Source organism: Enterococcus sp. DIV0240d (assembly GCF_051711245.1).
Lineage (GTDB): Bacteria > Bacillota > Bacilli > Lactobacillales > Enterococcaceae > Enterococcus_D > Enterococcus_D casseliflavus.
On sequence record NZ_JBIOMG010000001.1, the window covers coordinates 1,637,710 to 1,663,296 of the forward strand.

Genomic DNA, 25,587 nt, shown 5'->3' on the forward strand with positions numbered 1-25,587 from the left:
AAAATAATAACACAAACGAAAAAGAATGAGGACTTCTATTGGCGAAGGTAGTAACTTTACTGATAGAATGATAAAATAGAACCAGAGTGTCGTTTACAAGAAACAGCGGCAAGAATCATTGAGAAAAGAGGGAAAACCTATGGCAGAAACCGTCAAAGTCAGCGAGCTGGCGGAGGCTTTAAATTTAGAGATAGTTGAAGGAACTGAAAACAGTTTAGAAAGAGAAATCATTACCGGCGATATTTCCCGACCTGGTTTGGAATTGACGGGTTATTTTAATTACTATTCCCATGATCGTCTGCAATTATTCGGCAGCAAAGAGATCACCTTTGCGGAACGAATGATGCCAGAAGAACGCTTGATGGTGATGCGCAAAATGTGTGCCGAGGATACCCCAGGGTTTATCGTTTCTCGCGGCTTGGAAGTACCAGCAGAAATGATTCAAGCCTGCAAAGAACATGAGATCACAATTTTGCGTTCGCCCATCTCAACCTCACGTCTGCAAGGAGAGCTTTCTAGTTTCCTCGATGGGCGCTTAGCCACAAGAACCAGTGTCCATGGGGTATTAGTGGATGTCTATGGACTAGGCGTTTTGATTCAAGGCGATAGCGGAATTGGGAAAAGCGAAACAGCCTTAGAGTTGATCAAACGTGGGCATCGGTTGATCGCTGACGATCGGGTGGATGTGTATAAGCAAGATGAATTGACTTTGGTAGGGGAACCGCCGAAAATCTTGCAGCACTTGATCGAGATCCGCGGAATCGGGATCATCGATGTCATGAATCTTTTTGGTGCCAGTGCCGTACGAGGGTATATGCAGGTTCAAGTAGCGGTGTATTTAGAAGCTTGGGCGAAAGACAAAAAGTATGATCGACTAGGAACCGATGATACGACGGTTGAAATTGGTGGCGTCGATGTACCACAAATCAAGATCCCCGTAAAAACTGGTCGAAATGTTGCGATCATTATCGAAGTCGCTGCCATGAATTTCCGAGCGAAAACGATGGGCTACGATGCAACGAAGACCTTTGAAAATCGATTGACGCAATTGATCGAAGAAAATTCTGGAAACTAGAGAGGATAAGATAGATGTTAGGTTTAGTAAATCGAGTCGCATTTGAACTATTTGGTTTGCCGATTTATTGGTATGCGATCATTATCGTATCAGGCGTGATCATTGCTATGTGGTTAAGCACGAGAGAGGCGGTTCGTGTCGGGCTCAAGCCAGATGATGTGACTGACTTTATGTTGATTGGATTGCCAGTAGCGATCATTGGTGCGCGGCTTTATTATATTCTGTTTGACTTGCAATACTACATTGATGACCCAAGTCAAATTTTCAATATTCGATCTGGTGGGATCGCCATCTACGGCGCACTGATCGCCGGGGGGATCTGGCTATACTTTTTCTGCCAACGAAATTTTATTTCTCCCTGGACCTTCTTAGACATCGCCGCACCAAGTGTCTTATTGGCACAAGGCATCGGGCGTTGGGGCAACTTTATGAACCATGAAGCTTTTGGCGCTGAAGTCAGCCGCTCCTTCTTAGAAAGTTTGTATATACCGAAATTTATTATCGATAATATGTATATTGATGAAGCGTATCGGCAGCCGACCTTTCTTTATGAATCGGTTTGGAACGTGATTGGATTTATCGTTTTGATCTTCTTGCGTAAGAAAACTGGGTTATTAAAAGAAGGCGAAGTCTTCTTGAGCTACTTGATTTGGTATGGATTCGGGCGCTTCTTTATTGAAGGAATGCGTACCGATAGTTTATACTTATTTGGTGGAATCCGTGTGTCACAGGCACTTTCCGCTTTATTATTCTTCGGAGCGATCGCTTTAATGATCTGGCGCAGGAAAAAACAAGCGTTAAAGGATTACAACCGCAGCTTTGGTAAGAACCAAACGATTATCTAAACAGTTATTTTATCGAAATTATGGTAAAATGATGAAGTGCATGAATTTGCGAAAAGGATAGAGGAGGTTTCCATAGTGAAACAGAAAATCGCCGTCTTAGGTCCCGGATCATGGGGGACTGCTTTGGCACAAGTCTTGTCTGAAAATGGACATGAAGTGACTATTTGGGGGAACAATCCCGCCCAAATCGATGAAATCAATACGTATCATACGAATCGGCATTATTTGCCAGATCTGAAATTGCCTGAAAATATCTTAGGCTGTAAAGATTTAGAAGAGGCGATCCAAGATGCCGATGCCGTTTTGTTTGTCGTACCAACCAAAGCGATTCGTGCCGTGGCACAAGAGTTCGCTGAAAAGACAACCGGCAAGCCAGTCATCATCCATGCCTCAAAAGGATTAGAACAAGGCAGTCATAAACGAATCTCAGAAGTACTTGCCGAAGAGATCCCAGCTGATAAACGACAAGAAATCGTTGTCTTGTCAGGACCATCACATGCCGAAGAAGTCGCTGTCCATGATATCACGACGATCACGGCAGCTTCAGAAAATGAATCGGCTGCGAAATATGTACAAGAGCTATTTATGAATGATTACTTTAGAATCTACACGAATAACGATGTGATCGGTGTCGAAACTGGCGCCGCTTTGAAAAACATCATCGCCATTGGTGCCGGTGCTATCGCAGGACTTGGCTTTGGGGATGATGCGAAGGCAGCGATCATGACCCGTGGGTTAGCAGAAATCAGTCGTCTTGGTGTGGCAATGGGAGCCAATCCTTTGACCTTTATCGGATTGAGTGGGGTTGGCGATTTGATCGTCACTTGTACCAGTGTCCATTCACGGAATTGGCGTGCAGGAAACCTATTAGGAAAAGGCCATAGCTTAGATGAAGTGTTAGACAATATGGGGATGATCGTTGAAGGAGTTTCAACCACCAAAGCTGCCCGCGAATTAGCAGAAGCTTTGTCGGTGGAAATGCCAATCACAGAAACGATTTATTCGGTCTTGTATGAAGGCAAAGACATCAAGCAAGCAGCGAAAGATATTATGCTGCGAGACGGCAAAGAAGAAAACGAATTTACGGTAGATCAATCATTATGATTAAAGGAGCGAGTCACATGAATGTCAAAAAAGCAGTTATCCCAGCAGCTGGTCTAGGTACCCGATTTTTACCAGCTACAAAAGCAATGGCAAAGGAAATGTTGCCGATCGTTGACAAACCAACGATTCAGTTTATCGTGGAAGAAGCTTTACAATCAGGGATCGAAGATATTTTGATCGTCACAGGGAAAGCAAAGCGTCCGATCGAAGACCATTTCGATGCCAATTTAGAATTAGAGATGAATCTAAAAGAAAAAGGCAAAACGGAGCTTCTGAAATTAGTGGAAGAAACAACTGACGTAAATCTTCACTTCATTCGCCAATCTCATCCGAAAGGATTAGGTCATGCCGTATTACAGGCTCGAGCATTTGTCGGAAATGAACCGTTCGTAGTTATGCTAGGTGATGACTTGATGGAAGATCAAGTACCGTTGACCAAACAGTTGATCGATAATTATGAAAAAACGCATGCATCAACGATCGCTGTCATGGATGTTCCTCATGAAGATACATCAAAATACGGGATCATTGATCCTGGTATGGAAGTTGAAAAAGGCTTGTTCAATGTCAAAAACTTTGTTGAAAAACCAGCGCCAGAAAATGCGCCAAGTGATTTAGCAATTATTGGCCGCTACTTGCTGACCCCTGAAATTTTTGATATTTTAGCCAATCAAGAACCAGGTGCTGGTGGTGAGATCCAATTGACGGATGCCATCGACACATTAAACAAAACTCAACGAGTCTTTGCTCATCAATTTACCGGCAAGCGTTACGATGTAGGAGATAAATTCGGTTTCTTAAAAACAAGTATCGAGTATGGTCTAGTGCACCCTGAAGTTAAAGACAACTTGAAAGAGTATTTGATCGAGTTAGGAAAAGAACTAGCTCCGGCTCAAAAAGAAGTCAAAGAAGCACCGAAAGCGTCAAAAAAATAACAAAAACTCCTAAACAAGGCGATTTCTGATGAAATTGCTTTGTTTTATATTATTTCCTGTTGAAAGCGGATAATTTTCTTAAAAATGCAGTCTTTTATTTGTAGAAAGTGCAGTGAAATGCTATTCTTAATATAAGTAAATGGGGAAAGGAGCCATTCTATGTCAGGAGGAGAACTAGCTGCATTGATTGCTGCGATCGCATTTGTCGTATTGGTCATTTTCGTCGTTCGTTTGTTGATGCAAGTCAGCAAGACAATGACCAAAGTAGACAAAACGGTCGAAGAGGCAAACACAACCATCCGTGTCATTACCAAAGACGTTGATATTCTTTCAAAAGAGGTTGAAGGTCTTTTGGTAAAAACGAATGAGCTTTTACAAGATGTGAACGGAAAAGTCGCAACCATCGATCCTTTGTTCACAGCAGTTGCAGATCTAAGTACCAGTGTTTCAGAACTAAATGTTTCTGGAAAAAATTTAATTACGCGCGTGGGTAGTCTTGGCCGGACCACTGCCAAAGCAACGGTAGCTGGAAAAGTCGGTCAAACAGCCATGAAATTTTTCAAAGACAAAAATAACCAAAAATAAAAGGAGGACTTTCAATGAGTAAAAAAGGCGGATTTTTATTAGGAGCAATCATCGGAGGAACAGCGGCAGCAGCAGCAGCACTTTTGTTGGCGCCAGAATCTGGTAAAACATTAAGAAATAAATTAGCAAAACAAGCAGACGATTTATTAGATAAAGCATCTGATTATGGTGATTTAGCCAAAGAAAGAAGTACGGATCTTGTCGATATCGCTAAAGACAAAGCGGCAAAACTAAGCGAGCAAGCATCTGACTTCACCGGTTCTTTAACAGCGAAAGTCGATGACTTAAAAGAAACAGCAGCTGGTTCATCAGAAGAAACCGTTGAAGAGTTAAAGAAACAAGCAGGTGATCTATCAGAACGCTTCAAAAAATCAGCGAACGAGGTCAAAGAATCAGCGAAAGATGCCAAAGTAGACGCTGATGACACGGTGCAAGATATCATCATTGATGCAAAATCTTCTGCAGCGGATATGAAACAAACCGTCAAAGAAGGAGCACAAGAAGCAAAACCTGTCGTTGAAGAAGCCAAAAAAGACGGTCAAGCAGCCGCAGCTGATTTGAAAAAAGAAGCTGGAAAAGCAGCAGATGATGCCAAAAAAACAGCGAAAGCAGAAACAAAAGATGCCAAAGCTGACTTAGAAGATGCGAAAGAAGAATTAAAAGATACATTAGAAAAAAACAATCCTGAAGCATAAGTAAGGATACAAAAATTTGATTACTTCAAAAGATAAAAACGTTCGCCAGTTAAATCGGCGAACGTTTTTTTGTGATTTGGTAGTTATTCGTTTGATGCTTGGGTGATTTCCCAATCGCAAAGTTGATAGAGCCAATCCTGCAGTTGACTGAATGGAAAGCCAATTTCCTCAGCGAGACCAACATTGATCGAATAAGCAGGTGTACCATTATAAGGGCCTTGATCGCCTGTTTCTGAAAAGAGCGGGGAAAGACCAGTTTTTTTCGTCACGTATTGCAGCACTTCTTCTAAGGAAACTGTACCTTTTGACGCACCATTGATGGGTCCTGTGAACGAGCTAGTACCTAGAAACGCTAAAAATTTACCAGCCTCTTGGGCATCCACAAAGCCCATTTGATGCGTTAGATTATCGACAGCCATTGGCTTTTGCTTTATCAGATGGTCAATGTAAAAGGTAAAACGTTTTGTGTAATCATCTGCACCGATCACATAAGGAAAGCGGACAAAAACGGACGGGATTTGACTGTATTTTTGGGTCAGGATCTCTTCCACGGTTCGCTTGCCTTGTGCATAATCGACCTCCTCAGAGCCAACCAGTCTGAAGGGTTCTTTAGCAGGGTCAAAATCCGCTTCAATCAAATCGAAGTGTAATTCATGGTATGCAGACATTGAGCTAGTAACGATGTAGCGCTTCGGTGTGACATGACGCAGTAGAATCTCAATGTCGTTGGAAGTATAAGCAATATTGTCGTAAATGACCTCATAGGTTTCTTTTGTTAATGCCGTTTTGATACTTTCTTCCTCCGTGCGATCGAAGATGATTCTGTTGACTTGATCGCCAAAGGAATCTTTCGTGTTCCCTCGGGTAGCGATCGTCACGTCCAATCCTTGATCAATTAGTGATTGGACCAAATATTTACCGAAAAAACGCGTGCCGCCTAAAACCAACACTTTTTTACTCATAAGAACACTCCTTTTCATGTAATGCCAACATGTTGCGCCGTTTCATTAGGAAAATCAAGATAAGATCAATAATTCTTTTGCTGTCTTGGTAAAAGGTATACAGCCATCTGCAGTGACATACACACAGTCTTCAATGCGGACACCGACCTGATCTGGTAAATAAATGCCCGGTTCGATAGAGAAGCACATGCCTTCTTCGATCACTAAATCATTGCCAGTGATCAAAGAGGGGAACTCATGAACCGTGGTCCCGATGCCGTGACCTAGACGATGGTTGAAGTAGTCGCCGTAGCCATAGCCAGTAATCACATCACGAGCAATCTTGTCTAATTCTCCAGCGGTAATCCCAGGTTTGACCGCTGCTTGCGCTGCTAGTTCTGCTTCAAGAACGATGTCATAAATTTTTCTTTGTAATGCAGTTGGTTCTTTATAGGCAACCGTTCTGGTTGCATCACTGCAATATCCTTTCCAAACGACCCCTAGGTCAAACAAGACAAGTTCATTGGCAGTCACTTTGCGGTCACCAGGTACGCCATGAGGACTGGCTGCATTAGCACCAGCTAACACCGTCGTATCGAAGGACATATGGGAAACCCCACGTTTTTTCAACTCGTACTCAATTTCCGCCACGATTGCCATTTCGCTGACGCCTTCTTTGATGGCAGCAAACCCAATCTCAAAAGCAACGTCTGCCCAGTTGCCAGCTTCTAGCAAGGTGTCAATTTCAGCAGCCGTTTTGGTTAACTGCATTTTTTGAATGACCGGAGTCACATCTAAAGAAAAATCGGTCTGTGGCAAAAACCGTTTCAATGCTTCATAGCGCTCGACGGAAAGGTCATTTTTTTCTAGTGCCAAGGAAGAAACTCGGTAACGAGAGGTCAATTCCTGACAGATTTTCGCCCAAGGGTCTTCGCTATCGAGATAACCGATAATGTCAAAAGGCCAGCCGCTATTTTTTGCTTCTTCTACTTCCAGAGCTGGTGTGAAAAGAAAGGGATCTTTTCCAGGTGCGACAAACAAAGCAAGGACCCGTTCATGAGGTTCACTTTTAAAACCTGAAAAATAAGCGATTGTTGCTGGATTAGAAATATAGGCAACATCTGCACCATTGGTTTTCAACCAGCCATTTAACTCATTGATTTTTTTATCATTCATTTGAAAAAACCTTCTTTCAAGTATTCTTTTTCTATTTTATCATGCTTTAGAAGAGAATAGGGGCGGGGAAAGTAGGAAATTGCTAAGTTTTCATGAAAACAAAATTAAAACGGTTGCAAATACGGAAAAAATTTGCTATTCTAACAAAGAAATGTAAATAAGATTTTCTGAAAATAGAATAAGGGAGATATATCATGGAAAAACAAACAATTACGATTTATGATGTTGCACGGGAAGCGAATGTATCGATGGCAACTGTTTCACGGGTAGTCAACGGAAATCCAAATGTAAAACCAGCAACTCGTAAGAAAGTGCTGGAAGTGATCGACCGCTTGGATTATCGTCCAAACGCAGTTGCTCGAGGGTTGGCAAGTAAAAAAACCACGACTGTTGGTGTCATCATTCCTGATGTCAGCAATATGTTCTTCTCATCACTTGCTCGTGGGATCGATGATGTAGCGACCATGTATAAATACAATATCATCTTAGCCAACTCTGATGGCGATACGATGAAAGAAGTCAACGTTTTGAACAACTTGTTAGCAAAACAAGTGGACGGCGTTATCTTCATGGGTCATCGCATCACGGATGAAATTCGCGGGGAATTCTCTCGCTCAAAAACACCAGTCGTTTTAGCTGGTTCGATCGATCCTGATGAACAAGTAGGAAGTGTCAATATCGATTACACAGCAGCTGCCAAAGATGCTGTTTCATTATTGGCGAAAAACAATCAAAAAATCGCTTTTGTCAGCGGTGCTTTGATCGATCCAATCAATGGCCAAAACCGCTTGAAAGGCTATAAAGAAGCCTTGAAAGAAAACAACCTTGAATATTCTGAAGGGTTGATCTTTGAATCACCATACAGCTTTAAAGAAGGCTTAGCCTTAGTTGATCGCATCATCAACAGTGGTGCAACAGCAGCTTATGTCACAGACGATGAGTTAGCCATCGGCGTCTTAGATGGTTTGTTAGACAAAGGTGTTAAAGTTCCTGAAGATTTCGAGATCATCACCAGCAACAATTCATTATTGGCTGAAGCAGCTCGTCCACGCTTATCAAGCGTGACGCAACCATTGTATGATATGGGTGCCGTTGCGATGCGTCTATTAACTAAAATGATGAACAAAGAAGATGTAGAACAAAAAACGATCGTTTTGCCTTACGGTATTTCAGAAAAAAGCTCTACGAAATAAGCAGCGATTTAATAAAAAGACTAGTGGAGCAACGCTTTGTTGTTCCACTTTTTGCTTCAACGATCGTTCGTGTGGGTAGAAAATCTATGGATTTTCTACCCACACTTTTTTTGTATGAAAAAACTGATCAGCACAAGGCTGATCAGTCATCATCATCATTTGTATTAGGTTGGTTATTTTCTTGCTCGTCCTCGTCGTCATCATTTGCAGTAGGTGTAACATTGTTGGATGCGTTATTCGATGATGTATTCGACGAACGATTTGTTGAACGGCTAGAAGATGCTTTTTTCCAATAGTCAGCATAGTTTGCATCTGAACCACCGAGTCCAAATTTGAAATCGACCGTATCTGGTCCGCCAGTTGCCCAATAAGAAGTAACGGTACTACTTGGATTCGTATAGGTTCGATTATCGACTCGCACGGTTCCTCCTGGTTGGGTACCAGTAAACTTGGAAACTTGAGCTTTTTTGACATCACTAGAAAGTTCAAACTTCTGATTTACACCAAAGACTTCTTGGTTTGTTTGATAGATACGATTGATCAAGTAAGCCATGTAATTGGCTGTCCGAGTTCCTGCAGCGCTATCGGTCCCTTTATTGTCATCTCGACCTGACCAGCTGCTGATGGTGATCGATGGGGTGGAGACGACTAGCCAAGAGTCAGACCAATTATTGGTAGACCCAGTTTTACCGACCCAATCGGCATTCCCGAGGTTCCAATCTAATCCGCTGATAACCGATTTAAAGGAACTGGTTTTTTGCTCATCGATAACACTACGCATCATGTCGGTCATGATGGAAGCTGTCGCTTCAGAAAAGACTTGGACCGGTTTGGCTTCATGCTGATAAAGCACTTCGCCTTCATTATCCTTGATTGATTCGATGATGTAGCCTTGCTGATAGACACCGTTATTGGCAAATGTTTGGAAGCCATTTGTTTGATTCAACACTGTGACATCGGTAACCCCTAATGGCGCTGATTCATATGCCCAGCTGTTATCTTCAGGATAGCCCATTTTGCTCAAATAATTTGAATAGGCATAAAAATGATCGCCTTCTTTTTCCCACAGATCTTGGAAAATATTTGTCGCTGCGATATTACTGGAAACTTCCAATGATTCGCGAATCGACATAAAAGTATTGGTTCCACGGTTTGTTGCATTGACGATCGGCTCACCGGCGTTTTCTCCTGTCCGCCATTTTGCGGCATAATCAGAAACCATTGATTCAGAGCCCATCAAGCCACTTTCGATCGCCGGTCCGTAAACCAGCATTGGTTTGATACTTGAACCTGCTTGGCGTTTGGCATCAAAGGCATGGTTGAATTGATTGTCAGCATAGTTACGACCGCCAATAAAGCCTAATACTTTCCCGGTGGCATTGTCCATCATGACATTGCCGACTTCGATGGTGGAGTCGCCCCAGTTGTCTAACATATAGCCGTATTTATCGACGGCATCTTGCATCGCATTATAAATATCTTTATCGATCGTTGATGTGACGGTATAGCCACCATTAACTAGTTTTTGCTGCGCCAATTCGAAGTATTTTTGGTAGGTTTCGTCTTTGGCATATTCTTCGTCACTGACATCATCTTCATCTGCCAGCTGTTTGGCAATAATGTCTTTTGCTTCATTTAACACAGTGTAATAAAGGAAGCTTTGATCCGTTTGTTCAATGGCTTCTTGTTTTTTGAAGTCTTGCTTCAAGTCATAATTAAGCGCCTCTTCGTATTCTTCTTTCGTGATATCGTGGTTACGATACATACTGAAGAGCACGAAGTCTTTCCGTTCTAAGCCAGCGGTCAAGTTTTCCTTGATCTCACCCGTATTTGTATAAGGGCTGTAGACGATCGGGCTTTGTGGCAGACCCGCAATAAAGGCTGCTTGCGGTAAAGACAGGTCAGCTGCGTTAACGCCAAAAATTCCTTGCGCCGCTTCTTGCACACCTGCGATATTTTGCCCTTTATTGTTCCGGCCGAAAGGGGAGATGTTTAGATACATGGTGACGATCTCATCTTTATCGAAAAATTTCTCCACTTCCATGGCTAATAAAATCTCATTGGCTTTGCGTTTAAAGGTCGTTTCACTGGAAAGGATTTGTTGTTTCACCAGCTGCTGGGTCAAAGTGGAACCCCCGCTGCCGCCAAAGCCTGTCGCTTCGGATAATAATGCCCGCACGACTGCTTTTGGTACGACGCCATTATGAATATTAAAATATTCATCCTCTGTTGCGATGATCGCTTTTTTCAAGTAGTCTGAAATTTGATCGGAATTAACCGACGTTCGCATCAGATCTGAGCGAATCGTTGCGATTTTACTGCCATCAGCGTATGCGAGTTGAGAAGTCTCTGTGATGTCGGTCAATTCTTTTTGTAACTCATCTTTAGAAGGAGCTGCGGTATCTTCCACAAGAAAAGCAAAGTAGCCGGCACCGATCCCTAAAGCTAAAGAACCGCCTAGCACCAGTAAAGAAATAGCCACTAAGAACAAGGCATGTAAAACCCTAAGACTGATATTGAAATAGAACCAGCCTCTATTTTTGTTTTCTGTATTCTTTTGATTTTTCGTTTTCTGGGACAAAAAGAGTCACCTCAATAAATTAGAATAGATTCCGTGTAATTATAGCAAAAAACAAGGCGCTTGGGTAGCACCCTATCTGTTATCGAAAGAAGTGTGCTAGAAAAGGCCAGTTGGTGTTTGTATTGAACCAGCGATAATAAGGGAAAATGAACGGATTTGCCTAAAAGTTTCTTTTTTGGTAAAGGACTTTGAGAGAAAGACTTTTCATTGACCTCTTTTTCAGTTAAGATGAACAATGAAGCAATTATTAGGAGGAGAAAGAATGAGTACAGACTTTTTTGAAGAGCTAAAGCAACGCGGATTAGTTCATCAGACCACAGACGAAGCAGCCTTGACCAAACAATTAAATGAAGAGTCTGTGAAACTATATATCGGCTTTGATCCTACCGCAGATAGCCTGCATATTGGTCATTTATTGCCTATTTTGATGTTGCGTCGTTTCCAACAAAACGGACATGTGCCGATCGCATTAGTAGGCGGTGGTACAGGAATGATCGGTGACCCATCCTTTAAAGATCAAGAACGTCAATTAAACACACTAGATACCGTTTTAGAATGGTCACAAAGTATCAAGAGCCAATTATCTCGCTTCATTGATTTTGATGACCAAGAAAATCCTGCCATCATTGCCAATAACTATGAGTGGCTAGGGGAATTGAAACTGATTGATTTCTTGCGCGACACTGGGAAAAACTTTACCATCAATTACATGATGAGCAAAGAAAGTGTCAAACGTCGGATCGAAACTGGGATCTCCTACACGGAATTTGCATACCAGCTATTACAAGCCTATGACTTTTTGAATCTTTACGACAACCACGGTTGCTTGTTGCAATTAGGCGGTAGCGATCAATGGGGGAATATCACCTCTGGGATCGAATTATTACGTCGTGAGCGTGAAGTCCAAGGGTTCGGTTTGACTATGCCATTGATCACAAAAGCAGATGGAACGAAATTTGGGAAAACAGAAGGCAATGCGGTTTGGCTAGATGCCAAGAAAACGACGCCTTACGAGTTCTACCAATTCTGGATCAATACGGATGATCGTGATGCAGTCAAATTCTTGAAATATTTCACCTTCTTATCATTAGAAGAAATCGCTGCGATCGAAGCAGAGTTTAACGCTGCACCAGAATCTCGAGCAGCACAAAAAGCTTTGGCAAAAGAAGTCACTACTTTGGTTCATGGGGCAGAGGCTTATGAACAAGCCTTACGCATCTCAGCAAGTTTATTCAGTGGCAATATCAAAGAATTGAACGCTGAAGAGATCGAACAAGGCTTCAAAGGGGTGCCAAGCCATCAGGTAACAGCAGATGATTCTTTGAACATCGTTGAAGTGTTGACGACTGCTAAAATCGAACCATCAAAACGTCAAGCAAGAGAAGACGTTCAAAATGGTGCCATCTACATCAATGGGGAACGCGTCCAAGACCTAACGTACGAGCTCCAAGCAAGTGATCGGATCGGTGGAAAATACGTCGTGATTCGTCGTGGCAAGAAAAAATATTTCTTATTAACATTTTAATCGCAAAAAGCGAACCGCCTTGTTGGTTCGCTTTTTTCAAATTTTTGTAGAGGAAGGGTTTTTGTTGGAATGGGAAATATAGTGTTGAATGCCGCCGGTTTATTTGCCATGATCTTCTTAGGGTATTTTCTTAAGCGGCTAAATGTCCTTTCAAAAGCGGATGGCTCGATCTTATCCAAAATTATTTTGAATGTGACGTTACCGGCAGCAATCATTTTGAATTTAGCTTCAATGCAAGTACAAGTCAGTGCGCTTAGTTTGATTGTGATCGCGTTGATCATTACGTTCGTCCAGATCCTCTTCGCATTTTTCTTGACCAAAAAAGAATCGAACACGCTGCAGCAGTTTGCGATGTACTGCGGGTCAGGCTTTAATATCGGCAATTTTGCGATTCCTTTTGCCCAAAGCTTTTATCCTTTAGGGATTCCGCTGATTTCGCTGTTTGATATGGGGAACAGTATCATGTTGGCAGGGGGAACGACGATTTTCATCGAATTCTTGATTGGAAAGCGGACGACGTTTGAACCAGGGAAAATCTTTTTGAATCTCCTGCGTTCGCCAACGTTTACCATTTATCTAGTGATGCTGATTATCCGCAGTGCGGATTGGAGGATTCCCGAAGCGGCATTGGCGCTTGTCCAACCAATCGGGATCGCAAATACGTTTTTGTCCATGTTTATGATTGGCTTATTTTTGGATTTCCGCTTACCGAAGCACACCACCCAAACCGTGATCAAAATTTTAAGCTTGCGGTACGGACTGGCATTCGTGCTGTTCGCAGCTTTCTATGTTTTACCCATCCCAGTTTTATTAAAGCCAGTTCTTTGTTTGTTAGTGTTTGCTCCAATTCCTTTATTCGGTGTCATTAATTCCGTGATTGCAGGAATGGAGGAAGAAGCGGTGGGGTTCGTTTCTTCCATTAGCTTTTTGATAAGTATGCCGCTAATGACGGGTGTTCTGATGTTATTTGGACTCGCTTGATAAAAAAATACGGCAATGAGCAAAATAATCGCTTTACAAGGCGCTTTTATCGATAATAGAGAAGACTAGATTTAGGAGGAAAAGAAAAATGTTGATTGGTTCACACGTTTCAATGAGCGGCAAAAAAATGCTTTTAGGAGCAGCAGAAGAGGCAGCTGGCTATCAAGCTACTACGTTTATGATCTATACCGGAGCTCCGCAAAACACGCGGCGCAAACCGATCGAAGAGATGCAGATCGCAGCTGGACAAGATTTTATGACGGAAAAAGGAATTTCGAATATCGTCGTCCATGCCCCGTACATCATTAATTTAGGCAATACCATCAAACCAGAAAACTTTGGCTTTGCTGTTTCGTTCTTACAAGAAGAAATCCAACGAGCCCAAGCTTTAGGTGCAACTCAAATCACATTGCACCCCGGTGCCCATGTTGGTGCAGGACCAGAAGCTGGGATCAAGCAGATCATTAAAGGCTTGAACGAGGTTCTTGAAAAAAATCAAACTGCCCAGATCGCATTAGAAACAATGGCAGGTAAAGGCACCGAGATTGGTCGCAGTTTTGAAGAATTGGCAGCAATTATCGATGGTGTCACCTTAAATGAAAAATTATCCGTTACCCTAGATACTTGTCACACGAACGATGCTGGCTACAATGTCAAAGAAGACTTTGACGGCGTGTTAAACGAGTTTGACAAAATCATCGGGTTGGATCGCTTGAAGGTCATCCATGTCAATGATTCAAAAAATCCACAGGGCAGCCACAAAGACCGACATGCGAATATTGGTTTTGGCACGATCGGCTTTGAAGCCTTGAATAAGATCGTTCATCATAAGCAATTATCAGCGTTACCGAAAATTTTGGAAACACCCTATGTCGGCGAAGACAAAAAGAATAAAAAAGCCCCTTATGGCTATGAAATCGCGATGCTGCGGGAAAAGACCTTTGATCCTGAGCTATTGACGAAAATCATGGCGGGTGCTTAAACGGTTCATTTAACCATGAGTCAGCTTATTATTGGAGGAAGAAAAATGGACTTTCAGTTGCTGATCGATGCCGCGAAACAAAAACTGGGATTCAGACAGCTCTCTCAATTTGCAGAAGCAGGGAGTGTCGCGGCAGCTCTGGCTACTGCAGATGGACAGATTTATACAGGGATCTGTATCGATACCAGCTGTTCTATGGGTTTTTGCGCCGAACAGGCTGCGGCTGCGCAAATGATCACCGATGGACAGCAGCGGGTGTTACAGATGGTTGCAATCAATTCGGCAGGTGAGCCGATCCCACCTTGTGGTCGTTGCCGTGAATTCATCAGCCAGCTGGACCCTGCCAACCATAACACGCAGGTCATGATCGCAGCAGGAAAAATCATGACGCTAGAAGAGCTGTTGCCTGTTGATTGGAAAGCATCAAAATAAAAGAGATTTAGCCCCTTAGACCGCTGTGTTCTATGGGGCCTCTTTGTTTTATCGATCCCATAGACGAGCTACGTTTTTGGATAAAAAAACTCCTCAACAAGCAATAGCGCTTTGTTGAGGAGTTGATCGATAGCAATGATTAGAATTTTTTCGCAGCTGCTGCTACGCGTTCTAAACCTTCAGCAATGATTTCTGCTGTTTTAGAAGGATCTGCATTGTGGCCTTCAATGATTACTTCTTCTGTGATGTTCATGCCGAACATACCACCGAAAACTTTTTCCATAAAGGTTACAGCGTTTTCCATTGCGCTCATTTCGCCTGAGTAAACACCACCACGGGCATTCAATAGAACGATTTCTTTGTCTTTCAATAATTGGTTCATTGAACCATCTTCGTTATAAGAGAAAGTAAAGCCAGCTTGGAAGATATAGTCGATGAATGTGTGCAAGGCAGCAGGAATCGTTAAGTTCCACATTGGGAAAGCGAAAACGATGGTATCCGCTGCTGCGAATTTGTTCATCACGTCTTGACGGACAGTCATCAATTCTTGTTCTTCTTGGTTTAATTCTTGTTCTTGTGAAAGTTTGCCAAATGCTTCAAATAACGTTTGACCGATATAAGGCATTGGTTGTGCGTACACATCAAAGGTTACAACGTCCACATTGTTGGTATCAAGATTTTCAACGAACGTATCAAACATTTTTGCAGATACTCCATCGGGACGGTTATTGGCTTTAACAACTAAAATATTTTTCATTTTTTTCCACCTTTACTTTAAGTAAGTTTTAATCACAAAACGTAGTATACTATAAAATAATTTTGCTTACAATAAATAAGTACAGTTTTTTTAAAAAAGCTGGAATTTTGCAGTTTTTTTCACGCAGTTTTGGTAAACTTTAGAGAAAACAGGAGGATTTCTATGAAAATATTCGTGGTCGAAGATGACAAATCGTTAGTCAAAATGATGGAAAATCAATTATCCCGCTATGCGTATCAAACCTTTGTTCCAGAAAATTTCGCTGCGGTTTTAGATGAATTCTTGATGATCCAACCTGATTTGGTTTTGTTGGATGTCAATCTACCTTATTATGATGGGTTTTATTGGTGCCAAAAAATCAGGGAACGTTCGTTGGTTCCAATTCTCTTCATCTCCGCCCGTGACGGCAATATGGACCAAGTGATGGCTCTAGAATATGGTGCTGATGATTATCTAGTCAAACCTTTTTCTTATGATTTGCTGCTGGCAAAAGTAAAAAGCCACATTCGCAGAGTCTACGGGGATTATTCACAGTCTGATCGGGCGAGAAGTTTGAAAGCCGGCGAATTGATCTACTATCCCGAAGCATTGAAGATGGTCTATCGTGAAGCCAGTGAATGGCTGACTGTTCGAGAAGGAGAATTATTGACCCTGTTAATGTCGGCACACCCAGAGATGGTCAAACGGGAACGGATCTTAAATCTATTATGGGATGATGAGCGCTTCGTTGATGACAATACGCTTTCTGTCAATGTCGGCCGTTTGCGAAAAAAATTGGCGGCAATGGGCATCAATGATCCGATCCAAACGATTCGCGGAAAGGGCTACGCTTTATCAGTGGTTGGTACGGAAGAATGAAAGCATATGCAAGTGTTCATTTACCTAAACTACTCGTTACCGTCCTAGCCATTTCATTGTTCGTTTTAGTGATTTGGTTGGATGGCTATCGAAATTACCTCGTAATTGGTTATGGTCTGCTTCTATTCGGGCTGTTCATTGTTCTTGTTTATTTGGTAGATTACCTTACCAATACTGCGTTTTATCAGTATATCAAGCATGGAAGAGCGACACACCGAAGCAATGGCTACCTTTCCAAGCAATGGCGCAAGCAGTTCGATGCCCATGAACAGCAAGAGCAAGAGCGGCTGACAGAATTAGATCAGCACCATCAAAATCATATTCGTTTCATGAATATCTGGGTTCATCAAATGAAAACACCTGTCTCAGTTTTGGCGCTAATGGCTGAAAGTGAAGAAGTCGATAGCTATGATCTTTTGGCTGAAACAGATCGCTTAAAAAGTGGCTTGGCGACTGCGCTGAATTTTGTGCGCTTGGAAGATTTCACGGAGGACTTCGTTATCGAATCAGCCTCATTGTTGGAATTGTTAAAACACAGTATCGGTGACCAGAAGCGAAATTTTATTCGCAGTGAAGTCTATCCGAAGCTGATAAGTGAAGCAGATATCACGGTGACAACAGACAAAAAATGGCTAAGTATTCTGCTCTTTCAACTCATCAGCAACGCCATCAAGTACTCAAAGCCAGACAGTAAAGTCTATTTTGAGATCGATCCTTTTTCTAGAAGCTTAACGATCGCAGATGAAGGCTGCGGGATTGCAACAGCGGATCTCCCGCGGGTTTTTCGCCCCTTTTATACAGGTCAGAATGGGCGGCAAACAGGAGAGGCAACTGGGATCGGTCTTTATTTAGTTGAAACGATCAGTACGCAATTAGATATCGATGTGTCGCTTGCCTCTAAGGAGAATCAAGGCACGACAGTTACCTTAACATTTCGGAGGTGAAGGCTTTCTTACAATTTTGTAAGCTTTCTATCATGAAATCGATAACTGATTGCGGTGCCGCCTGCTAAACTGGTAGCAAAGGAGTGAAGATGATGGCTTTACTAGAATTGAAAAATGTATCGAAAACCTATACAGGGGAAGTGTCTGTTGAGGTTTTACAACAAATCGATCTCAAAGTGCCAGAAGGAGAATTTATCAGCATTATGGGTCCATCTGGCAGTGGCAAGACCACCATGCTGAATTTGGTGGCAACATTGGATAAACCGACTTCAGGTTCGGTGATCCTCAAGGGAGAGCAGCCACTAGAATTATCTAAGCAAAAACTCGCGGAGTTTCGTCGTCGGCAACTAGGCTTTGTTTTTCAAAACTACAATTTGCTTTCGCCATTGAGCGTGCTTGAGAATGTGATTTTACCATTGACATTGGATCGGGTGGCAGTTCCTGAGATGAAAGAACGTTCGGAGCAGCTATTACGTGAACTTGGGATCTATGAGAAAAAAGACAAACGCATCTATCAGCTTTCCGGTGGAGAGCAGCAGCGAGTAGCGATTGCTAGAGCTTTGATCCATCAACCAGAATTGCTTTTAGCAGACGAACCGACGGGGAATCTTGATTCCAAGGCAGCACGAGATGTCATGGAAATACTAAGTCAGATGAACAAACAGCGCAAAGTCACCACCATGATGGTCACCCATGATCCGTATTCCGCCAGCTTTTCTGATCGGGTCGTTTTCATCAAAGACGGAAAGCTGTATAACGAAGTCTATCGAGGTGCTGATCAACAGCAATTTTATCAAAAAATTCTTGAAGTCCTAGCACATTTAGGAGGTCGCCGTCATGAATTTCAGACAGTTGATCATTCGTAATCTGCGGGGGAATTTTCGAACTTATGCGGCCTACTTCGTCAGCAGCGCCTTTGCGGCGATGGTGTTTTATATCTTTAGTCTTTTGCTCTTTCATCCGCAATTGGAAGAAAACTTATCTAATAGCGATACACTTTCAAGCTTAGCTAAGGTTGGTCTATCCGTCGCACTCGTGGTGATCGCCTTACTGTCGCTGTTGTTTTTATGGTATACATTTGTGGTCTTTTTGAAACGACGCAAACGTGATCTGGCGATCTACTTGATTTTGGGGATCGAAGAAAGAGATCTGCGAAAGATTTTGTTTGTCGAAAATGCCCTTTTAGGAACCGGCGCCACAGTGACCGGTATTGGGTTGGGGATTTTAGTGACGAAATTGTTGCTGCTGATTGCGCAAAATGTCATGTATCTAACAGAAGGACTGAAATTTATGGTTCCTATGGAAGGTTTAGGATTGACCTTTGGGATCTATGTCTTTATTTTCCTCTTGATTTCCTTTTTCAGTACGCGGGCCTTGCAAGGAGAACAGATCATCTCATTGATCAAGGAAAATGAAAAACCACGTCCTGAGCCAAAAAGTCATTGGGCATTGGCATTTTCAGGAATTGTGCTGTTACTAGTTGGCTATGGATCGGTCTTTTATTTTAGCTACCAAACGTACTCAATGCTGCCACTTATGCTAGGAGTCTTGTTGACTGTTGCAGGCACGATTTTGTCATTCCATCAGTTCAGCGTATTTCTGTTGAAACGATTAAAAAAACGCCCGACCTTCTTACGAGGGACTCGGATGCTGACTATCAGCGAATGGATCTTTCGCATGCGAGACAATGCGGCGATGTATAGTCTGATCGCTATTAGTACCTCCGTGGCATTCGTTGGGATTTCCGTGATGCTGGCGATCGGCAGTTCTTCTTTTTCTTCGATCCAAGGAATCAGTGTAGCCTATGTGTTTCCGTGGTCTGGGCCAGAAGACCTCGATCATTCTGAGGGGAAAATGAATGAAATTAAAACTGCCATAGAAGAAAAAGGGTACTCACCTGTAACGGATAGTGTTTCCTTACTATGGGTCTATGCGAATCTTGATGAATCTGCAGTTATGAATGATTCATTTTATACGACGAATGGCTTTTCAATTATGCGAGAAAGCGACTATCAGAAAATGATGAAACAAATCGGTGAGGAAGCTGATTCCGTTGCAGATAATCAAATAATGACACTTAGTGCTAATTATTCACGTCGAAAACAGCTTCTAGAAGTCCCTGAGAACGAACGCACAAGTATCTATCCACTTGAATTGGGTTCAGAAACCGGTATAAAAAAGGATATTACGATTGTCCACAGCCCCTCAATGCTTTCTCTGAATCACTTTGGTTTGTCAGTTGTGACAGATAAGACCTTTGAGGAATGGCAAGCTCTTTTACAAGAATCTAACGATGATATGGAATCTGGTTTTATTTGGTTAGATTATCCAGAATGGGCTGAAACACCTGAATTGGTATCTGATTTCAATGGAAAGTTAGATAAAGAAAATGCCTTGATCGATCAGCAATACGAAGAACTCAGTCAGGAGTTCGAAGCCAAAGGTGACTATACGGATGAAGAGTGGTCAGAAGCGGCAAAAGACATTCCGATGCGTACGTCTTATACCTCGAAATACCAAGTTTTCCAAGAAAATCGTCAAGGAAATGGCATCATCTTAATGATCACGGTATTACTAGGTTCGGTTTTCTTTATTTTCTCCGCTTCGATTATCTATTTCCGTTTATTTGCAGATTTAGATAAAGATGGAGCGTATCATCGTTCCTTGCATATTTTAGGTGTGTCGCCCAAGGAGCGTCACAACGTTCTGAGACGCCAGCTGCAAGTGATGTACTTCTTGCCAACAGTCGTGGCAATGATCCATTTTGCGGTGGCAATGACCGCTTTGCGTATTTTAGTTGAATTGCCTGTTTGGCAATACTATGGTGTGATCGTTAGTCTCTTTTTGATTTTCCAAATCGTTTTTTACTTTGTTTGTCAGTACCGGTATTTCCAGCAAATTGATAGGATCGCCGATCCGACAGAGTGATTTATTTTTTAGCCAAATCCCTTTCAGTCAATACAGATTGGGATTTGGTTTTTTGCTTGCTGTATTGTTATTTTCTTTCACCAATGAAGCGTTTTAATTGTGTAAATCACCGAAAAGCAGATAAAATTAGTTAACACTGATTCTATTAGGCAGTCGCTGATACGCTGCAAGAATGGGGCAACTGGAAGTCTATTTTTCTCACCGTGAAACGAAAAGACAACTGTTAATGAAAATATTCATGTCGAGTACAGTAATTGCTGTGACCGATGGGGTTAGCTAAGCGATCACTTAAGGGAGGAAACCAATGATCAAACGTTTAGGAAAAGCATTTGCTGTCTTGCTGCTGTTGATTCCTGTTTTTGCTGGTATGCGGGTTGTTTATGGGGAAACCGATGTGGGTGCCAAGCTGATCACAAATGTATCGATCGTAAATAGCCACAACGAGGTCATCACAAGTATTGAAAAGGATGATTCCTTTAAAATAGATATGACCTGGAGTTTGGAGGACTTAGGTGATTTAAAAGCAGGTGACAAAGCGACCGTCACCTTGCCAGCTGAGATTGAAGGCGTTAATAATACGTATGCTTTATACGATGAAAATAACAACTTAGTGGTCAATGTTACCCAAGTTGGCAATCAGCTGACCTTTGTTTTCACGGAATTTGTCGAACAAAATACCAATGTACATGGGGACTTTTATTTTTGGACAAAGTTCAGTGATGACGTGATAGAAAATCAGATCAACAACATCAACTTTGAAACGGCAAATGGGACGCAATCGGTGCCTATTTTTATTCAAGCAGTGGATGATTCAGGGGAGGGTGCCTTACTCACCAAACAAGGACTGTATTTAGGTACGCAACAACCCAAACGGATCATTGATTGGCGAGTGTATATCAACTCGTTTGACACGGACCAAGTGACGATCAAAGATGGAACGTTTATTGACTTTTTAGGTCCTCATCAGACACTAGTCAGTACGAGTGCTCGAGTGGTCTATGGACCCAGCGTTTCCAACCCAACGTATGTCGAGCAAGTACCGATCGTTTTAAATAGTGACGGCTCCTTTGAAATTCCTTTGCGGGATACAGAGGAACGGATCTACATTACCTACAAAACAGAAACGGATGGTTCATTGGAACAATATACCAATCGGGGCATCCTTGATGCTTTGGTCAATGACGTGCCAAGAACAAGCAGTATTACTGGCTATACGCCACGCTATGGTGGCGGTGGTGGCGGAACCGGTGAACCAGGGGAGTCCAGCAGCACGGAACCAAGTAGCGAAAGCAGTACAAGTAGTAGCACGGAACCAAGTAGCGAAAGCAGTACAAGTAGTAGTACGGAACCAAGTAGCGAAAGCAGCACTAGTAGTACTACGGAACCAAGTAGTGAAAGCAGCACTAGTAGCAGCACGGAACCAAGTACTGAAAGTATCACCAGCAGTAGTACGGAACCAAGTAGCAGTACGGAACCAAGTAGTGAAAGCAGTACAAGTAGTAGCTCAGGATCAAGTAGCGAAAGCAGTATGATTAGTAGTTCAGAATCAAATAACGGGAGTAGTTCTAGTAATAATGGAGCGATGACACATCAAAGTTCAACCCCTGGGAACATGCAGGTATCCCAATCAAATAATTTGCATAATCAATCAGAAAAACAGCAGTTTCCTCAAACGAATGAATCGTCTAATCATTTATGGATTGCAATAGGAATGGTTTTAGCAGGATGCGCATTGAAGTTAAGTTGGAGTAAATTTATCAGGTAGATAGAAACTGAAATTTTGGAGGCAGTTTTTTTACTTGGAAGAATAATTAATAAAGACTTATTTAAAGGAAGATGCCATTTTATTGGGTCTTTCCTTTTTTTTTCGGCGCATGTTTTCTCTGAGAATTTATTATAATTTCCTTATCAAGTTATCTTGAAATATTCATTTAGGAAGTGAGGAAATGAGAAAACTGGTTGGAATTGTTTTGATTTTGCTGTTAGCGGGATTATTGCTGCTGGTGTTTGGTTTCGATCATACTTCAGCAAAAGAACGAGCCGGAGGGAATTTATCGTTTTCTGTTCAAACGAATCGAGTGATCTATGATGAAGCCTTGAAAGTCATTACGATCCCGGTACGGCCGAACAAAACGCTGACTTCACAAAACGTTTGTATCCGTTTAACTTATGGTTGGGATGGCAATGGACACAGTGAAAAGGTGATTGGTGAAACGTATCTAACAAATGTCGATTGGTTTTCAGGTGTTGAAAACTACTTAAGGATCTATGCTGAGATGGCCATCGATGAGATCAAAAGTGTGGATAAAGTAGATTTAGTTGTGATTTATGACGGTGAAACAACGATTACTGAAAACTTGAAGCCTAGTCAATGGCAGGTAATAACACCCCCGAGCTCTAGTGAGACCACGAACTCTGAGATAAGCGCAAGCTCTAAGGTGTCTGAAGAAACAAGCTCTTCCTTTAGTAGTATCGAACCGAAATTTAGCGACTCTCAATCGACGGATCCAAGGACTTCTACTACGGAAAACACAAGTCAGGATTCTCAAAGTATCGAAAGTAGTCACAATGCAAGTGAGTCAGAAAACTTCAACACCCAACCAGTTAGTGAGAGTGAATCGACTCAGATAACTAGGAGTCGAGAAACCACCGCAACAACAGGAACAACGACCGTTAGTGAAGCGGCATCTGAGAATCTTTCAGATTCAGAAACGAAACCAAACAAATTACCGCCTAACCAAAGTCAGTCAAGCAAGCGAAGTGTTTCCTCCGATGATCCCGCAGGCAAACAACTCGCTAAAGCATCGTCTTCAGTGAAAATGGAACAGGAACAACCTACGGAGACAAGCAGTGCTAAGGAGGTCAATGGAGCCGTACTACCGAAAACCGGCAGCAAAAATACGAGTATTCGCTATTTACTCTTTGGTCTAGGCGTGGTTATCCTTACTGTCTTCCTTTACTGGCTGAATCGAAAGTTATTTTCTGATGAGAGACAGTAAAGAAAAAAGCCGAGGATAATGAGAGAATTGATAACCCACGATTGGAATTTTCTTCCCCAGAAAGCACAATCACGTTTTGTTTTACCGTTTTTAACAAAAAGTCTGACGATCGTTTTGAGGCGTCAGACTTTTTTTATGAAAATATACAGATAACGAAAGGAAAATTTGTTAAAAGTGATTTGACAGAAAAGAGCGCACGGTGGTACGATCACCAAACACTGCCAGCTTACAATTTTGTAAGATGACAAATTTAGGACAAAAACAGCGTTTGCTGATTATACAAGCGAGGGAAATTTCATGTTACAGGCACTTTTGGATACGACAGAAAAACAAATATATGCGTTTCTAAGTTATTGTTACGAAACGAACAAGAAAGACTATACAATTAAAGAGCTCTCAGGTGTTTTCGATAGGAAAACCAACAAAATGCAGTCGATCGTTCAGCAAGTAGAGGTGTTTCGTGCACGCTATCCTCAGTTTACTTTGACCTATGATCGGTTGGAAAAAGAAGTGTCGATTACTTTTTCTCCACGATTTCTATTGAGCCAAGCCTATAGTGTATTGTTGCAGGGAACCGTTGGGTTTATCTTGCTGGATGCACTCTTTCAGGGGGATTATCATTCCCTTGAACAACTCAGTCACAAAACCTTTAGCAGTCCCCGCACGATTCAACGAAAATTGCAGGAGTTAAATCATGTTTTGGCGAACTATCATTTGTCCTATAGTTTAAAAAAAGGTGATCCTTTGGCAGGTGATGAATATGCGATCCGCTATTTTTATCATCTTACCTATTGGCAAATTTTTGATGAGAAGGACTCACAAGTCTTGGCATCGATCAAGGAGAAAGAGCAGGCTGAAGCGTTGTTTGAAACCCATGCTTCTTATATGAGAAAAATCGATATCGATAAATTTCTTCATCTATTCGCTATCTCCGTGCAAAGAATCCATCAAAAGCATCCGCTTTCGTTTTTACCAAACGAAGTACTTACCTTTGAGCACCCATTAATTGAAAAAAAACAGTTTGATCAGGTCTTTTTGAACCCATTGTTTAACAGGAATCATCTGCCGTTTTCTGAAATTTCGGAGGTTGAACGCAGCTTCTTGTATTATATGTTTGGGGTAATGAACACCTATCTTGAGGAGGATCTCGATGCTGCTAACATCTCGTGGCTGACTCAGCCAAAGTACCAGCAAGAAGCGCAGCTCGTTGAAAAACTAGCCGTGTATTTTCGGTTGACGTTTACAGAAGCCGAAAAAAACTATTTACTGGTTAATCTGGTCATGATCCATTCCGCCTCTGGCTGTTTTGGTACGCGACAAAAAAGCGATAGTTTTGGCAAAACAACCGACGAGCAAGAGCTGCAAGCCGCTTTTCCAGTGCTTTATCCAACCATGAAACGGTTTTTTTTGGAAGCGACTGTTTCTTTACCAGCGTTGCGTAGATTACTGCAAATGAATGATCGTTTGATTTTCCAATACTGTATGTTACTGAGAGTTATTTTTATCAAATATGAACAGCCGGTCACGTTCTCGATCCATTCGAAATACGGAAAAACGCAAGAGCTTTGGATCAAGAACCGCTTGATGAATGCCACGCATCGAGCGATGGCCCATTATTCGCTGTCTCAAAAACCAGATTTGGTGATCAGCGATTATCCGATCCATCAGGAATTTTCCGAGGAAGAACAGCCTTACCTCTTTTATTGGAATGGTCACCCAAGCGCAAAGGAATGGAAACAGCTCAAGCAAGTGATCAAACAGATCAGAAGTGCCAAGAACAAGGCAGCGTTCGCCCAACTGGCATTCACCCAAACGGAGTGAGCCAGCTATAAGATCGAGCAAATAGAACTTATAATTTTGCCAAGCTTTTGACCAGCAGCAATAGGGCAAACGTGAAAAGCATCAGTGATAAACGAAGTTGTCAAGAAGCAAAAACAGGAGCATCGATGTTCCTTTTTCGCTTCTTGACTTTTTTTTACAGAGATGGCATGGTATACATATTATCATAACGTTTTTTATTTAAAATCGTTGCAGAAATGGTGTTAGGAAGA

Annotated in this window: 22 protein-coding genes; 18 read left to right on the forward strand and 4 right to left on the reverse strand. The window is 42.1% G+C overall.

What is annotated here, in order from left to right; genetic code table 11:
* Positions 1 to 139 precede the first annotated feature (139 nt).
* From hprK to IGJ25_RS07700, 6 genes are all read left to right on the forward strand, one after another.
* A complete protein-coding gene (gene hprK / locus IGJ25_RS07675) occupies positions 140 to 1,075 on the forward strand; it encodes an HPr(Ser) kinase/phosphatase (RefSeq protein WP_005225790.1) in 936 nt (311 codons plus the stop codon).
* A gap of 14 nt (positions 1,076 to 1,089) precedes the next feature.
* Positions 1,090 to 1,920 carry a prolipoprotein diacylglyceryl transferase gene (gene lgt, locus IGJ25_RS07680; protein WP_074931610.1) on the forward strand — a complete coding sequence of 277 codons (831 nt, stop codon included), beginning with the start codon at positions 1,090 to 1,092 and terminating at the stop codon, positions 1,918 to 1,920.
* Positions 1,921 to 1,995: 75 nt separating this feature from the next.
* Complete coding sequence (locus tag IGJ25_RS07685; protein WP_195960581.1) at positions 1,996 to 3,024, forward strand: NAD(P)H-dependent glycerol-3-phosphate dehydrogenase; 1,029 nt, start codon at positions 1,996 to 1,998, stop codon at positions 3,022 to 3,024.
* 17 nt (positions 3,025 to 3,041) lie between these two features.
* On the forward strand, positions 3,042 to 3,959 hold the full coding sequence (gene galU, locus IGJ25_RS07690) for a UTP--glucose-1-phosphate uridylyltransferase GalU (RefSeq protein ID WP_074931604.1): 918 nt from the start codon (positions 3,042 to 3,044) through the stop codon (positions 3,957 to 3,959).
* 159 nt (positions 3,960 to 4,118) lie between these two features.
* Positions 4,119 to 4,544, forward strand: a complete 426-nt coding sequence (locus IGJ25_RS07695) for a DUF948 domain-containing protein (RefSeq protein WP_005235398.1) — start codon at positions 4,119 to 4,121, stop codon at positions 4,542 to 4,544.
* 14 nt (positions 4,545 to 4,558) lie between these two features.
* A complete protein-coding gene (locus tag IGJ25_RS07700; protein ID WP_016610287.1) occupies positions 4,559 to 5,239 on the forward strand; it encodes a YtxH domain-containing protein in 681 nt (226 codons plus the stop codon).
* A gap of 83 nt (positions 5,240 to 5,322) precedes the next feature.
* On the opposite strand, the gene IGJ25_RS07705 is transcribed toward IGJ25_RS07700, so the two are convergent.
* Positions 5,323 to 6,201 (reverse strand): NAD-dependent epimerase/dehydratase family protein, encoded by an 879-nt coding sequence (locus IGJ25_RS07705; protein ID WP_225001309.1) that lies wholly within the window; start codon positions 6,199 to 6,201, stop codon positions 5,323 to 5,325.
* 54 nt (positions 6,202 to 6,255) lie between these two features.
* Complete coding sequence (locus tag IGJ25_RS07710) at positions 6,256 to 7,356, reverse strand: M24 family metallopeptidase (protein ID WP_225001310.1); 1,101 nt, start codon at positions 7,354 to 7,356, stop codon at positions 6,256 to 6,258.
* A gap of 194 nt (positions 7,357 to 7,550) precedes the next feature.
* On the opposite strand from IGJ25_RS07710, the gene ccpA reads away from it, so the two are divergent.
* On the forward strand, positions 7,551 to 8,549 hold the full coding sequence (gene ccpA / locus IGJ25_RS07715; protein ID WP_005225798.1) for a catabolite control protein A: 999 nt from the start codon (positions 7,551 to 7,553) through the stop codon (positions 8,547 to 8,549).
* Between the two features lie 142 nt (positions 8,550 to 8,691).
* On the opposite strand, the gene IGJ25_RS07720 is transcribed toward ccpA, so the two are convergent.
* Positions 8,692 to 11,130 carry a transglycosylase domain-containing protein gene (locus tag IGJ25_RS07720; protein ID WP_081116541.1) on the reverse strand — a complete coding sequence of 813 codons (2,439 nt, stop codon included), beginning with the start codon at positions 11,128 to 11,130 and terminating at the stop codon, positions 8,692 to 8,694.
* Between the two features lie 262 nt (positions 11,131 to 11,392).
* Between IGJ25_RS07720 and tyrS the strand changes: the two genes are divergently transcribed.
* The 4 genes from tyrS (at position 11,393) to IGJ25_RS07740 (ending at position 15,050) form a co-directional block, all read left to right on the forward strand.
* Positions 11,393 to 12,655, forward strand: a complete 1,263-nt coding sequence (gene tyrS / locus IGJ25_RS07725) for a tyrosine--tRNA ligase (protein WP_005225800.1) — start codon at positions 11,393 to 11,395, stop codon at positions 12,653 to 12,655.
* A gap of 69 nt (positions 12,656 to 12,724) precedes the next feature.
* The gene (locus tag IGJ25_RS07730; protein ID WP_081116542.1) at positions 12,725 to 13,636 is read left to right on the forward strand and encodes an AEC family transporter; all 912 of its coding nucleotides are present in this window, start codon (positions 12,725 to 12,727) and stop codon (positions 13,634 to 13,636) included.
* Positions 13,637 to 13,724: 88 nt separating this feature from the next.
* Positions 13,725 to 14,618 (forward strand): deoxyribonuclease IV, encoded by an 894-nt coding sequence (locus IGJ25_RS07735; RefSeq protein ID WP_081116543.1) that lies wholly within the window; start codon positions 13,725 to 13,727, stop codon positions 14,616 to 14,618.
* Between the two features lie 45 nt (positions 14,619 to 14,663).
* Positions 14,664 to 15,050 carry a cytidine deaminase family protein gene (locus IGJ25_RS07740; protein WP_034858030.1) on the forward strand — a complete coding sequence of 129 codons (387 nt, stop codon included), beginning with the start codon at positions 14,664 to 14,666 and terminating at the stop codon, positions 15,048 to 15,050.
* Between the two features lie 139 nt (positions 15,051 to 15,189).
* Here IGJ25_RS07740 and IGJ25_RS07745 read toward each other — a convergent pair whose 3' ends face one another.
* Positions 15,190 to 15,807, reverse strand: a complete 618-nt coding sequence (locus IGJ25_RS07745) for an FMN-dependent NADH-azoreductase (protein WP_005225804.1) — start codon at positions 15,805 to 15,807, stop codon at positions 15,190 to 15,192.
* Positions 15,808 to 15,969: 162 nt separating this feature from the next.
* Between IGJ25_RS07745 and IGJ25_RS07750 the strand changes: the two genes are divergently transcribed.
* The 7 genes from IGJ25_RS07750 (at position 15,970) to IGJ25_RS07780 (ending at position 25,357) form a co-directional block, all read left to right on the forward strand.
* A complete protein-coding gene (locus IGJ25_RS07750) occupies positions 15,970 to 16,665 on the forward strand; it encodes a response regulator transcription factor (RefSeq protein WP_081116544.1) in 696 nt (231 codons plus the stop codon).
* On the forward strand, positions 16,662 to 17,609 hold the full coding sequence (locus IGJ25_RS07755) for a sensor histidine kinase (protein WP_081116545.1): 948 nt from the start codon (positions 16,662 to 16,664) through the stop codon (positions 17,607 to 17,609). Before IGJ25_RS07750 ends, IGJ25_RS07755 begins: the two co-directional genes overlap by 4 nt.
* Positions 17,610 to 17,698: 89 nt before the next feature.
* Positions 17,699 to 18,475 (forward strand): ABC transporter ATP-binding protein, encoded by a 777-nt coding sequence (locus IGJ25_RS07760; RefSeq protein WP_016610278.1) that lies wholly within the window; start codon positions 17,699 to 17,701, stop codon positions 18,473 to 18,475.
* Positions 18,447 to 20,537 (forward strand): ABC transporter permease, encoded by a 2,091-nt coding sequence (locus tag IGJ25_RS07765; RefSeq protein ID WP_225001311.1) that lies wholly within the window; start codon positions 18,447 to 18,449, stop codon positions 20,535 to 20,537. The genes IGJ25_RS07760 and IGJ25_RS07765 overlap by 29 nt, the downstream gene beginning before the upstream one ends.
* 304 nt (positions 20,538 to 20,841) lie before the next feature.
* Complete coding sequence (locus tag IGJ25_RS07770; protein WP_262119260.1) at positions 20,842 to 22,302, forward strand: Ig-like domain-containing protein; 1,461 nt, start codon at positions 20,842 to 20,844, stop codon at positions 22,300 to 22,302.
* A gap of 181 nt (positions 22,303 to 22,483) precedes the next feature.
* Positions 22,484 to 23,536, forward strand: a complete 1,053-nt coding sequence (locus IGJ25_RS07775) for an LPXTG cell wall anchor domain-containing protein (protein ID WP_081116548.1) — start codon at positions 22,484 to 22,486, stop codon at positions 23,534 to 23,536.
* 297 nt (positions 23,537 to 23,833) lie between these two features.
* Positions 23,834 to 25,357: a helix-turn-helix domain-containing protein gene (locus IGJ25_RS07780; protein WP_225001314.1), complete on the forward strand. Its 1,524-nt coding sequence runs from the start codon at positions 23,834 to 23,836 to the stop codon at positions 25,355 to 25,357.
* Positions 25,358 to 25,587: the final 230 nt, after the last annotated feature.